The sequence below is a fragment of the Kitasatospora sp. NPDC057223 genome (assembly GCF_042669755.1).
Classification (GTDB): Bacteria; Actinomycetota; Actinomycetes; order Streptomycetales; family Streptomycetaceae; genus Kitasatospora.
Map to the genome: position 1 here is coordinate 92,961 of NZ_JBHUWW010000007.1, position 11,716 is coordinate 104,676.

General features: G+C 73.8%; 12 protein-coding genes. 10 read left to right on the forward strand and 2 right to left on the reverse strand.

Annotated features, from left to right (window positions below):
- Nucleotides 1-166: 166 nt before the first annotated feature.
- From ACFUK0_RS05045 to ACFUK0_RS05065, 5 genes are all read left to right on the forward strand, one after another.
- Complete coding sequence (locus ACFUK0_RS05045) at nucleotides 167-727, forward strand: heme-binding protein (RefSeq protein WP_380246653.1); 561 nt, start codon at nucleotides 167-169, stop codon at nucleotides 725-727.
- 95 nt (nucleotides 728-822) lie between these two features.
- The gene (locus ACFUK0_RS05050) at nucleotides 823-1,239 is read left to right on the forward strand and encodes a PPOX class F420-dependent oxidoreductase (protein WP_380246684.1); all 417 of its coding nucleotides are present in this window, start codon (nucleotides 823-825) and stop codon (nucleotides 1,237-1,239) included.
- A 40-nt stretch (nucleotides 1,240-1,279) separates the two neighbouring features.
- Nucleotides 1,280-1,690 carry a hypothetical protein gene (locus tag ACFUK0_RS05055; RefSeq protein ID WP_380246654.1) on the forward strand — a complete coding sequence of 137 codons (411 nt, stop codon included), beginning with the start codon at nucleotides 1,280-1,282 and terminating at the stop codon, nucleotides 1,688-1,690.
- A 41-nt stretch (nucleotides 1,691-1,731) separates the two neighbouring features.
- Complete coding sequence (locus ACFUK0_RS05060) at nucleotides 1,732-2,616, forward strand: NAD(P)-dependent oxidoreductase (RefSeq protein ID WP_380246655.1); 885 nt, start codon at nucleotides 1,732-1,734, stop codon at nucleotides 2,614-2,616.
- 348 nt (nucleotides 2,617-2,964) lie between these two features.
- Nucleotides 2,965-4,143 carry an LPXTG cell wall anchor domain-containing protein gene (locus ACFUK0_RS05065; RefSeq protein ID WP_380246656.1) on the forward strand — a complete coding sequence of 393 codons (1,179 nt, stop codon included), beginning with the start codon at nucleotides 2,965-2,967 and terminating at the stop codon, nucleotides 4,141-4,143.
- A 182-nt stretch (nucleotides 4,144-4,325) separates the two neighbouring features.
- Here the strand turns inward: ACFUK0_RS05065 and ACFUK0_RS05070 are convergent, their stop codons facing one another.
- On the reverse strand, nucleotides 4,326-5,063 hold the full coding sequence (locus ACFUK0_RS05070) for an aquaporin (RefSeq protein ID WP_380246657.1): 738 nt from the start codon (nucleotides 5,061-5,063) through the stop codon (nucleotides 4,326-4,328).
- 222 nt (nucleotides 5,064-5,285) lie between these two features.
- Here ACFUK0_RS05070 and ACFUK0_RS05075 point away from each other — a divergent pair, with 222 nt between their 5' ends.
- Entirely contained in the window at nucleotides 5,286-6,062 is a 777-nt protein-coding gene (locus tag ACFUK0_RS05075) for a MerR family transcriptional regulator (protein WP_380246658.1), read from the forward strand.
- A 278-nt stretch (nucleotides 6,063-6,340) separates the two neighbouring features.
- Nucleotides 6,341-6,493, forward strand: coding sequence for a hypothetical protein (locus ACFUK0_RS05080; RefSeq protein WP_380246659.1), 153 nt, complete (start codon nucleotides 6,341-6,343; stop codon nucleotides 6,491-6,493).
- A 142-nt stretch (nucleotides 6,494-6,635) separates the two neighbouring features.
- Here the strand turns inward: ACFUK0_RS05080 and ACFUK0_RS05085 are convergent, their stop codons facing one another.
- Nucleotides 6,636-7,673, reverse strand: coding sequence for a helix-turn-helix domain-containing protein (locus ACFUK0_RS05085; protein ID WP_380246660.1), 1,038 nt, complete (start codon nucleotides 7,671-7,673; stop codon nucleotides 6,636-6,638).
- 237 nt (nucleotides 7,674-7,910) lie between these two features.
- On the opposite strand from ACFUK0_RS05085, the gene ACFUK0_RS05090 reads away from it, so the two are divergent.
- From ACFUK0_RS05090 to ACFUK0_RS05100, 3 genes are all read left to right on the forward strand, one after another.
- Complete coding sequence (locus ACFUK0_RS05090; RefSeq protein WP_380246661.1) at nucleotides 7,911-9,257, forward strand: hypothetical protein; 1,347 nt, start codon at nucleotides 7,911-7,913, stop codon at nucleotides 9,255-9,257.
- Nucleotides 9,258-9,505: 248 nt separating this feature from the next.
- On the forward strand, nucleotides 9,506-10,105 hold the full coding sequence (locus ACFUK0_RS05095) for an RNA polymerase sigma factor (RefSeq protein ID WP_380246685.1): 600 nt from the start codon (nucleotides 9,506-9,508) through the stop codon (nucleotides 10,103-10,105).
- Nucleotides 10,102-11,466 carry a hypothetical protein gene (locus ACFUK0_RS05100; protein ID WP_380246662.1) on the forward strand — a complete coding sequence of 455 codons (1,365 nt, stop codon included), beginning with the start codon at nucleotides 10,102-10,104 and terminating at the stop codon, nucleotides 11,464-11,466. The genes ACFUK0_RS05095 and ACFUK0_RS05100 overlap by 4 nt, the downstream gene beginning before the upstream one ends.
- Nucleotides 11,467-11,716: the final 250 nt, after the last annotated feature.

Genomic DNA, 11,716 nt, shown 5'->3' on the forward strand with positions numbered 1-11,716 from the left:
CGCGGCATCAACCGATCGGCTGACCCTGCCGTCCTCCATCATGCCTCCGGGCCGGGGCCGGACCGCCGACCCGGCGCGGCCGGTTCCGGGCCGAGGATCGAAGCAGAGCGATCGGGGCAGAGCAGGAGCCGCACGGCTCCGGCCCCGGCCGATGAGGAAGCCGGACATGAAGAAGACCAGCATGCGCACCCGGGTACTGACCGGCGCCGTCGCCGCCGCCGCGCTCGGTGCGGGCACCTTCGGCGCGGTCTCCGCCAGTGCCGACACGGCCGGCACCCCCGCCGTGCAGGCCGCGGACAAGGCCGACACCCGGGACAAGAACCTCGTCCAGACCACCGGGCTGACCATCGAGGCCGCGACCCGGGCCGCGCAGGCCGCCCTGGACGCCGCCGAGAAGGGCGGCCAGCACGTCTCGGTCGCGGTGGTCGACCGTGACGGCATCACCCGGGTCCTGCTGAAGGGCGACGGCGCGGGCCCGCAGTCCGCCGAGTCGGCCGGGCGCAAGGCGTTCACCGCCGTCTCCTGGAACGCGCCGACCTCCGAGCTGGTGAAGCGCCTCGCGCAGGCCCCCAACCTGAAGGACATCCCCGGCACGCTGTTCCTCGGCGGCGGCGCCCCGGTGCAGGCCAAGGGCGCGCCGATCGCGGCGATCGGCGTCGCGGGCGCCCCGAGCGGCGACCTGGACGAGCAGTTCGCCCAGGCCGGCGTGGCGGCCCTCGGCAAGTAGACCGTGCCGCGCCCCGGCGCCCGTACGCCCCGTCAGCGGCATGTCGTACGGGCGTACGGGCCCGCCGGTCCAGCAGGATGGGGCGCATGGCACTGATGACCGAGCCCGAGTGGCGCGCATTCCTCACCACCGGCACCCGCACCGCGAAGGTGGCCACCACCCGGGCCGACGGGCGCCCGCACGTCGCACCGGTGTGGTTCCTGCTGGACGGCGACGAGATCGTCTTCAACACCGGCCGCGACACCGTCAAGGGCCGCACGCTGGCCCGCGACGGCCGGGTGATGCTCTGCGTGGACGACGACCGGCCGCCGTTCTCCTTCGTCCTCGTCCAGGGCACCGCGACCCTCGGCGAGGACCTGCCCGAGGTACGCGCCTGGGCCACCCGGATCGCCGCCCGCTACATGGGTGAGGAGCTCGCCGAGCAGTACGGCGCGCGCAACGGCGTACCGGGCGAGCTGCTGGTACGGGTGCGGATCGAGAAGGTCACGGCGGAGCACGGCGTCGCGCACTGAGTCCCCGCCGTTGTCGGTGCCGCGTGGCAGGCTTCGGGGCATGACGCCGTGGACCCTCACCGACATCGAACGCGCGATCCGCTCCTCCTGGGGAGTCGACACCTGTGCGCCCGAGGACTTGGGCCGCTGGCATCCGGGCAACCCGGCCCGCGGGCAGTGCGGCGTGGTCGCGATGGTGCTGAACGACCTGCTCGGCGGTGAACTGATGATGGGCGAGGTGCACGTCGACGGCGTGCGGACGGACCTGCACTGGTGGAACCGCTTCGGCCCCGGCGTCGAGATCGACCTGACCCGTGAGCAGTTCGACCCGTGCGAGCGGGTCGGCCCCGGCCGCCCGGTGGCCCGCCCCGGGCGGCCGGGCCGCCTCCAGGCGGAGTACGAACTGCTCCGCGGGCGGGTGCTCGCCGCGCTGACGGCCGCAGTCCCCGCCCGGGAGCCCGTGGCCCACTAGGGTCGGAGACCGGTGTTCGGACCAACCGGTGGGAGTGAGCGATGACCGCGATGGACGTCGGATTCGTCGGCCTCGGCGCGATGGGCCGGGGGATGGCCGGCAGCCTGCTGGCGGCGGGCCACCGGGTGCGGGTGTGGAACCGCTCGCCCGGGGCGGTCGGGGAGCTGGTGGCCCAGGGCGCCACGGCCGCCGCCGGGCTGCCGGACGCCTTCGCCGCCGACTTCGTCGTCTCGATGCTCGCCGACGACGCTGCGGTCGACGCGCTGCTCCTCGACCCGGCCCTGCTCGCCGGTGCCCGGGCCTCGGTGCACGTCAACATGGCGACGGTCTCGATCGGCCTCGCCGAACGGGCCACCGCGCTGCACGCCGAGCACGGCATCGGGTACGTGGCCGCGCCCGTCCTCGGCCGCCCGGGTGTCGCGGCCTCGGGCGAGCTGAACATCCTGGCCGCCGGCGAGGCGGCGGCGCTGGCGCAGGTCGAACCGCTGCTCACCGCGATGGGCCGCCGCACCTGGCACTTCGGTGACCGCCCGGCCCAGGCCGCCACCGCGAAGATCAGCACCAACTTCCTGCTGGCCTGCGCCATCGAGTCGCTCGCCGAGGCGTGCAGCCTGGCCGACGCCAACGGGGTGCGGCCCACCGACCTGGTCGAGATGCTGACCGGCACGCTGTTCCCCGGCCCGGTCTACTCCGGCTACGGCTCGATGGTCGCCGAACGCCGGTACGAGCCCGCCGGGTTCCGGCTGCCGCTCGGCCTGAAGGACGTCGGCCTCGCCCTCACGGCCGGCGCCGGGGCGAACGTCCCGCTGCCGTTCGGCAGCGTGCTGCGGGACGCCTTCCTGGACGCCCTCGCGCACGGGGACGGCGACAAGGACTGGGCGGCCGTGGCGGCCGTCGCCCGCCGCCGGGCGGGTCTGCCCGCCTGATTCCGGACGCGCCCGCTCCGCATCGCCGTTGACGCCCGCTCCTTCCGCAGGGTTCACGGGCGGGCGCCGGGGAGTCGATTTCCGGCCAGGGTGCCGGGCCCGGCGAGACCTTCCGGCAGGAATCGGGTTTAGCCGAGCATCGTCACAAAAGCCCCTTGAGGCGACAGAGTTGGGCTAATCGGACGTCGGATCGGCCGCGGATGGACACAAGATGGTGACCGGCTACCATGCCGGCCGGATCTTTCGGTATCGTCCGTCGAACCTTCAGCTTCGCGGGGGCTCTGCCGTCAGACGGTCGGGCCGAGCCGCGCCTCCGGGTCCGTACCCGGACTTCTCCGTGAGGTCTCCTTGTCCATACGCCGCAGTTTTGCCCTTGCCGGTGCCGTCGCGCTGGCGTCCTCCATCGTGCTGGGCGGCGCCCAGGGCGCGCTCGCCATCGGCATCGCAGCCGCCCCCGCCGCGGCCCCTGCCGCGGGCGACAAGGCGGTGCACCAGAACCTCGACCTGTCCGTCAGCGGTGTGCCGGACGAGTTCTTCGCCGGTGGCGACGCCCGCGAGTTCGCGTTCAAGATCGACAACTCGACCGCGCACGACTTCTTCCTCTACCCGCTGCTCAAGCTCAAGAGCAACGACGGCAAGCTGCGCGCGAAGGACTTCAAGGTCGAGTACCAGCTCCCGGGTGCGACCACCTGGAGCACCGGTACCAGCGTGCCGGGCGCCGACGGTGACGACGACGCCGCGCTGATCCTGCTCGGTGACGACGCCGTCGAGGAGACCAGCGCGATCACCGTCAAGCGGTCCACCGCCGCCACCATCAAGGTGCGGCTCTCCTTCACCAGCGGCTCGCCGCTGGGCAAGGCCGGCGTCGTCCCCGTCGCGTTCTTCGTGCAGCTCGACGACAAGACCGGCGAGCAGATCGGCAACGGCGAGTTCTCCTGCGACGGCATCAAGGGTGCGGCCTTCCACATCCGCGCCCCGAAGCCGAAGCCGTCCGAGTCGCCCAAGCCGTCCGAGTCGCCGAAGCCGAGCCCGTCCGCGTCGGTGACGCCCACGAAGACGCCGACCGCGAGCGCCTCCCCCTCCGCGACCGTCTCGCCGTCCGCCACGGTGAAGCCGTCGGAGACCGCCACGCCGTCGGAGAGCGCCTCGCCGTCCGCCACGGTGAAGCCGTCGGAGACGGCCGCGCCGTCCGAGACCGCGTCGCCGTCCGCCACCGCCACGGAGAGCAAGCCGGCCACGGCCGCGCCCTCCGCCAGCACCCCCGCGCCCGCCGTGAGCAGCACCAGCGCCGCCCAGCTGCCGATCGACTTCCCGGTCGCGGTCCCGACCGCCAAGCTGCCGGCCATCACCCCCGCGGTGATCGCCAAGGCCACCGTCGTCTCGGACGCCGCCAAGGGCAAGGACCTCGCGCAGACCGGTGGCGGCAGTGACAGCACGCCGATCGCCATCGGCGGCGCCGCCGTCCTGGCCGCCGGTGTCGGCACCCTCGTGGTGCTCCGCCGTCGCAAGGGTGCCCAGCAGGGCTGAACGCCCCGTGGGCCGGTGCAGCGGCCGTGAGCCGGCCGCACCGGCCCCGTGGACGCCTGGATGAAGCCCGGCCCGGGCTCCACGAACCCCCCGTACGCCGCTCGACCGAGCGGAGTACGGGGGGTTCCGCGTACCCGGTGGTGCACCTGGGCGGGCTCCGGCGAGCGCCGCCGCCCCGGCGCTCAGACCGCGGCCAGCTCCCGGGCGTCGTCCGGCACGGCGGGCAGGCCGGGGGCCGCGCGGCCGAACAGCACCGGCAGCAGCGCCAGCCCGGCCAGCGCACCGGCCAGCTGGGCGAGCACGAAGCCGGGCACCGAGCCGGGCGCGATCCCGGCGCCGCTGTCGGTGAAGACCCGTCCGAGGGTCACCGCCGGGTTGGCGAAGCTCCCGGAGGGCGTCGCCCAGCAGGCCGCACCGATCCAGCCGCCCACGGCCACCGGGACGAACCCGCCGCGCCCGCACCGCACCAGCCCGCACACCAGCAGGACCAGCACGCCGGTGGCCACCGCCTCGGCCAGCCAGAGGTGCGCGCCGTCCCGGCCCTGCACGGAGACCCGCAGGACCGGCCGCTGGAACATCAGGTTCGCCAGCCCCGTCCCGGCGACCGCCCCGGCCGACTGCGCGGCGGCGTACGCCAGGGTCGCCCGGGCGCCCGGGCCGGCCGCCCCGCGCCGGCCCGTCCACCAGGCGGCAGCCGAGACCAGCGGGTTGAAGTGGCCGCCGGACACCGGGCCGAACACGGCGACGAGCACCCCCAGGGCCGCCGCGGACGCCGTGGCGTTCGCCAGGAACCGCACGCCGCCGTCCTGGCTGAGCCCGGCCGCCCGGATGCCGGAGCCGACCACGACGGCCGCGAGCAGGGCGGTGCCGACCGCCTCCGCGGCCAGACGTCGGGGCAGGGAAGGCGCAGTCGTGGTCATGGCCACATGGTCGCGGCCGCCGGCGGGCCGCGACAATTGGCCGGTCCGTCCAATGACGGCCCTCCCCGGGGCGTCCCGCTAGGAGGGTCGCACGGCGGTGTCCGCCCCGGGGGCCCGTGGTGCCCCGGGGCCACGGCCTTGACCCTCACGCTCGACCCTCGCGCTTGACCCTCACGCGACGTGAGGGCGCAGAGTGGGGGCAGCACGAAGGGAGCCACCCGCATGAGCACCGGAACCGGCCGTACGGTGGGCCAGGTCGCCAAGGTCGCCGCCGTGACCGTCCGCACCCTGCACCACTACGACGAGATCGGCCTGCTGTCACCGCAGGGCCGCACCGCGTCCGGCTACCGCCGCTACGCGGACGCCGACCTGGACCGGCTCCAGCAGATCCTGTTCTACCGCGAACTCGGGTTCCCCCTGGAGGAGATCGCGGCCGTCCTGGACGACGGCTCGGTGAGCCCGGCCGAACACCTGCGCCGCCGGCACGAGCTGCTGACCGCACGCATCGGGCACCTCCAGGAGCTGGCCGCGGCAGTCGAACGAGCCATGGAGGCACAGAAGATGGGCATTCAGCTGACACCCGAGGAGAAGTCCGAGGTGTTCGGCCCCGGCTACCGGGAGAGCTGGGAGGCCGAGGCCGAGCGGACCTGGGGCGAGGGCGACCCCTGGAAGGAGTCCCGCCGCCGGACCGGCGGCTACCGCAAGGAGGACTGGCAGCGGATCAAGGCCGAGGCCGGCGCCCTCGACGAGCGGATGGTCCAGGCCCTCGCCGGCGGCCTCGCCCCCGGCAGCGGCCGGGCGATGGATCTCGCCGAGGCCCACCGGCAGCACATCACCGAGCACTACTACCCCTGCGGCTACGAGATCCACCGCGGCCTCGCCGCGATGTACCTCGCCGACCCGCGCTTCACCGCCACCTACGAGCAGCTCGCCCCCGGACTCGCCCATTGGCTGCACGACGCGATCATCGCCAACGCCGGACGGGCCGCCTCCCGCTAGGGTTCAACGCCGGTACGGGAGCCAGCCCTGCTGCACCACCCGGACGCCGGCCTCGAACCGGCTGCGGGCGCCCCGTACCCGTCGGCCGCCTGCCATCCGGTCCAGAACCCGTTGTTGTAGCTGGCCGGGCAGGGACCGGGGGCCCGGAACCACTGCGCCGGGCTCACCGGACTCGGATCGGACCACGCGGACCCGTACCCCTCGGCGCCGGCTCCGGCAGCGAACTCCAGTGCCCGCGAGGAGGCCGTCGCGGGCATGCCGAACGGAGACGCCAGCTGGTGGCGATCGGCAACGACGGCAGGATCCACCACAACGCCCGCTTCGACAAGGGCTCCTGCCAGGGCCGGCGGCGTACCGGCCGGGGCTCGCAGAAGGCGGCGATCGCGGCGATGCCCAACGGTGACGGCCAGATCCTCCTCGCTCGCACCTGACCCTTCCACGAGGCACGCCGTCCTGCGCCGTCGCCCCGCCCGGATCCACCGGGCGGGGCAGCGGCGTCGAGCCGGGCCGGGTCGACGATTCCCGCCGGGACCCGCGACGCCGGTCGTCGGCCCGACGCGCGGGTCAGTACTCCTACGCGGCCCCGCGCCCGAAGGAACGCCGGTAGGCCGTCGGGGACGTCCGCATGGTGCGGCCGAAGTGGTGGCGGAAGGTGGCGGCGCTCTCGAAGCCGACGGCGGCGGCGATCTCCTCCACCGTGCCGTCGGGGGATTCGAGCAGGGGGAGGCTGGCGGCGATGCGCTGGGTGATGACCCAGCGCATCGGGGTGGTGCCGTTGCGGGCGGTGAAGTGGCGCAGGTAGGAGCGGTCGGACATCCGGGCGGCGCGGGCGAGCAGGGTGACGGTGAGCGGGGCCGGGAGGTGGTCCATCGCCCACTGCATGCTGCGCGCGATACCGTCGTCCGCCTCCTCCACGGGTTTGACGGCGGCCTCGATGAACTGGGCCTGGCCGCCGTCGCGGTGCGGCGGGACGACGAAGCGGCGGGCGACGCTGTTGGCCACCTTGGCTCCGTGGTCGCGCCGGACGAGGTGCAGGCACAGGTCGATGCCGGCGGCGCTGCCGGCGCTGGTCAGCACGTCGCCGCTGTCGACGTACAGGACGTCCGGGTCGACCTTCACCAACGGGTGTCGCTGCTGGAGGAGTTCGGCGTAGCGCCAGTGGGTGGTGGCCTCGCGGCCGTCCAGCAGTCCGGCGGCGGCGAGGGCGAACGCGCCCGAGCAGATCGAGACGATCCTGGCTCCGCGCTCGTGGGCGGTCCGCAGGGCGGCGACCAGTGCGGGGGAGACCTCGCCGCTGAAGGCGTTGGGTACGCCGGTGATGATGACGGTGTCGGCCGCGGCGAGGTCGTCCAGGCCGTGGTGGGCGGTGACGGAGAAGCCGCCGACAGCGTTCAGCGCGGTGCCGGGCCGGTCGGCGCAGACCTTGAGCCCGTACCAGGGGGCGGCCAGCAGGCCGCCGAGTTCGGGCCGGGCGAGGGCGAACACCTCGACCACCACGCCGAGTTCGAACGGCGCCATGCCGTCGAACGCGTACACGGCGATGTCGTGCACCGGTTCGGGCCGCCGCCCGATGGTGACGGCCGTGGGGCCGGACTTCTGCTGCTCGGCCACGGGATCCCCTTGATCGGACGGCTGGCGGGATGTCGACGAGTGTAGTCGTCAGCGCCAGCGGAAAAGTTTTCGAACTCACCTGCAACCCCCTGAGGGGATGGACGTCTATCAGGGCGAGGGCCGACGAGGACGGCGCCGGCAGCGCCGGTGCGGTCGGGCAGTCCTCGTCCGATTCGTTTCAGAATTCACCGTTCCAGGGGGACTTGCGCCATGGCGGCACCCGGCATGACCCGTTTCATGAGCATGGTTTCGAGCGCGGCCACACAGGTGGGCGGCTCGCGGCGCTCGCGCCGGCTGGCCGTCGCGCTTCCGATGGCCGCCATCGCCGCCGTCGGTGTGATGGGTGCCATTCCGATGACCTCCGGCGCCTCGACCGGCCGGCCGGTGGCGGCACCGGTTTCCGAGCCCGCCTCCCCGTCGCCCGCGGTCACTCCGGCGGAAGCCGTCGAGACGGTCGCCCCGCAGCCGGTTGTCCCACCGGCGGCGCCCGCGGCCGCTCCGGCCGTCGCCCCGTCCACCGCCGCCCCGGCCCCCGCGGCGCAGGTGGTCACCCCGGCGCCGGCCAAGCCGGCGGCCGCCGGGCGGCCGTCCGCCGCGGCCTCGGCGCAGCCCGCGGCCGCCGCCGAGGAGCCGTCCGTGCCGTCCGCTCCGCAGTCGCCGGCTGCCGTTCAGCTCCAGCCGGGGGAGGGCGTCGGGGTTGAGATCCGCGTCCCGACGAACGGCGGGCCCGTCCAGCCGGGTGGTGGCGCGGTCGAGTTCACGGTGACCTGGACCAGTACCGCGTCCGTCGCGGTCCCGGTGTCGCCCGTGGTTCACGTGCTGCCGTTCGACCGGCCGGCGAACTGGACGGGGTTCTCGCCGGTCGCCAAGGGCGACCTCATCCGCAAGGACGAGACGGGGTGGGTGGCGGTGGACATGGCCGGCGCCGGTGCGGCCCTCCAGGGCGGGGAGTTCGAGCTGGCCCCCGGGGCCGCCCGGACGGTCCGGTACCGGTTGGAGCTGAGCGGCGAGAACGGCCCGGGTGCGCTGCCGATCGTCGCGCAGGCCTTCCTCGCGGGGGGCGGTGCCGCCCCCGCCAAGATCGGCGAGTCGCGGCTCGCGCTGGACGTCACGGTGCCGCACGCGCCGACCGTGGTGGTGCCCGTGAGGCCCACCGATCTCACCATCGGCCACGTCCCGTCCACGCTGCGGGTCGACCTCACCAACCCCGGCGGTGACGTCCTCTCCGATGTCGCCCCGTACCTGGCCATGATCGATCCCTTCGCGCCGGGCCGTACGGTCCACGTCCTGACGCCGGGGGACGTCACGGTCGAGGTCTCGGAGAACGGTGCCTGGCGCACGCTGCCGACCGCCTACGACCAGAAGGGGTTGGTCAAGGTCGACACCTCCTCCCTGCACCGGGACCTCGCGGCGGGCGAGAAGGCCTCCTTCGAGTTCCGCATCGGCATCCGGCAGTACTGGTCGGAGGGCAACGGGATCGAGTTCACCGTGGGCGCGTCCACGGAGGGCAGGGAGAGCGGATTCCAGACCGTCCGCCCGCAGACCTGGTACCCGATGGCGGACATGAAGCCCGCCAACATCTGAGCCGCGGTGGACCGCTCCCGACCGCTGAAGACTGCCGCTGCCCGGTACCACACGTGGGGATGGCACCGGGCAGCGGGCCTGAGCCTGCCGTACGGCGGAGTGGCACACTCCCAGTGATCGAATCCGACTGAGATCCGGGCGGGCCCGCCAGCCGCCCTGGGGGAAGCGAAGCGCACATGTCGATGGCCGTCAGGCCGGCAGTTGGACCCGCACGGGGCCCCGGCCGGACTCTTCGTGGCCTGGTGGGGCTGTTGTTCGGGGCTCAGGGGGCAGCGGAGCAGGAGCGGGCCCCGAAGGCGGACCCGGCGCGCCGGCGCGCCGGGCTGCGTCTGCTCGGTGGCGGGCGCAGGCCGGTGGAGGAGCGGCCGACGCTGACGGACCTGTATCACGCGCACCGGCTGGGCCTGGTGAGGATGGCCGTCCTGCTGGTCGATCATCAGGATCTGGCGGAGGACGTGGTGCAGGAGGCCTTCACGGCTCTGTACCAGCGCCACGGCGAGCAGTTGGAGGACCTCGACAATGCGTTGGGGTATCTGCGGACGTCGGTGGTGAACGGGGCCCGTTCGATGCTTCGGCGTCGGCGGACGGCGCGGGAGTACGTTCCGCCGCACGAGGCGGATGCACCGTCGGCGGAGGATCACGCGGTATTGAACGACGAGCATCGGCGAGTGCTGCTGGCCCTGCAGCAACTGACGACGCGTCAGCGCGAGGTGCTGGTGCTGCGGTACTGGTCGGACCTGTCGGAGGCGCAGATAGCCGAGACCCTGGGACTGTCCCGGGGCACTGTGAAGTCCACTGCGAGCCGAGCCCTGGACGCTCTTGAGAAGCAGCTGGAGAAGGTTCGATGACCCACAAGGATCTCCGCCCCTTCGGCGGCGACAGTTCGGGTGAGAGCCCGACCGAGCGATTGCTGCGCGAGGCGCTGACGGCCCGCGCCGGCCAGATCTCCGCGCACGACCTGCGTTCGGCCGAGCCGCCGAGCGGCCAGGTGCGCAGGCTCCGTCCGCTGTACATCGCGGCGGTGCCGCTGTTCGGCCTGGCCGCGGTGACGGCCTTCGCCCTGCTCGGTTTCCACGGTGACCCGGTGGCCAAGCGTGACGAGGGGCCGCCGGCCGCCAGCATGTCTGCGGACCCGAGTCCGAGCGCCGCCGTCACCAGCAGCCCTTCGCCGTCCGAGTCGGCCTCCGCCACGATCGGCGCCATGGCGCAGGACACCGCGCCGGCCGCCGATCCCCTCGCGACCGCGAGCAGCCCCTCCGTCCCGACCACGGCCGGTACCGCCTCGGCGACGGCCGCTCCCGGCCACCCGGCGAACGGCATCGGGCTCCGGTTCAGCGGACTCTCCGGGGTGCAGGTCGCAGCCGGTGCGGGTTCGGTGGCGTTCTCGGTGACCTGGACGAACACCACGCAGCAGCGCTACGACTCGGTCGCCCCGGTGGTGGCCGCCCGCGCCTTCGGCGCAGCGGGTGCCTCCGGCACTGCGGTGCGCGGCACTCTCCAGCGGTCCGACGCCGGCGGCTGGACGACCGTGCAGCTCAGCCAGCTGACGGGTGGGGCCTATCAGCAGTCGGGCGACGCGGCTGCGTTCGCGCTGGAACCGGGTGCCAGCAGGACGATCCAGTACCGGCTCGATCTGGCGGCCGACTCCGGTACGGGTGACCTGCCGGTCGAGGCCTTCGGCTATCTGCCGGCCGCAGAGGGCCGCGCCGTGGCCGGTTCGGCACTGGCGACCGTCACGGTGCTCAAGCCGGCCACGGCGGAGCGGCAACGGCCCGTGCTGCGGCTCGTCTCCGGACCTTCGGAACTGACGGTGGGCCGCACTCCCACGCAGTTCCAGCTGGCGGTGTCCAACCCCGGGGGCGTCAAGATGACCGCGCTGCAGCCGACGATCACGATGAACGACTCGTTCAGCCCCGGCAGCACGGAGCACCACCTGAAGCCCGAGGAGGTCGTGGCGGAGGCGCTGGTCGCCGGTGCCTGGCGCAAGCTGCCCACCTCCTTCGACGCCACCAGGATGATCGTTGTCGACACCTCCCTGCTGGACAGGTCGTTGGCACCCGGCGCGGAGGCGCTGTTCGACATCCGGATCGGGATCGTCGAGGGCTGGACGGCCGGCAACGGCCTCGACCTCGTGCTCGGTGCGGTCGGCGACGGAGCCGTCGGTGACACGATCAGCACCAGGCCTTCGAAGTTCTACTTCCCGATGTAGTCCCGATGTGCGGGGTGGTGCGGGGCAGGCGGACGGCGCGGGAGGACGGTCCGCCGTCCGAGGCGCAGGCGCCGTCGTCGGCGGATCGCACTGCGCTGGACGACGGGCATCGCCGGGTGCCGGCTGCCCTGCAGGAGTTGACCGTCCGCCGGTGCGAGGCGCCGGCGAACGGTAACGGTCGGACCTTTCGGAGGCCCGGATGGCGGAGACCCCGGGGTTGTCCCGGGGCATCGTGAAGTCCACCCGGAGC

Coding starts and splice junctions, on each gene's coding strand:
- ACFUK0_RS05060 (WP_380246655.1), top strand. CDS start 1,732: ATGACCGCGATGGACGTCGGATTCGTCGGCCTCGGCGCGATGGGCCGG.
- ACFUK0_RS05090 (WP_380246661.1), top strand. CDS start 7,911: ATGAGCATGGTTTCGAGCGCGGCCACACAGGTGGGCGGCTCGCGGCGC.
- ACFUK0_RS05070 (WP_380246657.1), bottom strand. CDS start 5,063: ATGACCACGACTGCGCCTTCCCTGCCCCGACGTCTGGCCGCGGAGGCG.
- ACFUK0_RS05055 (WP_380246654.1), top strand. CDS start 1,280: ATGACGCCGTGGACCCTCACCGACATCGAACGCGCGATCCGCTCCTCC.
- ACFUK0_RS05100 (WP_380246662.1), top strand. CDS start 10,102: ATGACCCACAAGGATCTCCGCCCCTTCGGCGGCGACAGTTCGGGTGAG.
- ACFUK0_RS05075 (WP_380246658.1), top strand. CDS start 5,286: ATGAGCACCGGAACCGGCCGTACGGTGGGCCAGGTCGCCAAGGTCGCC.
- ACFUK0_RS05045 (WP_380246653.1), top strand. CDS start 167: ATGAAGAAGACCAGCATGCGCACCCGGGTACTGACCGGCGCCGTCGCC.
- ACFUK0_RS05050 (WP_380246684.1), top strand. CDS start 823: ATGACCGAGCCCGAGTGGCGCGCATTCCTCACCACCGGCACCCGCACC.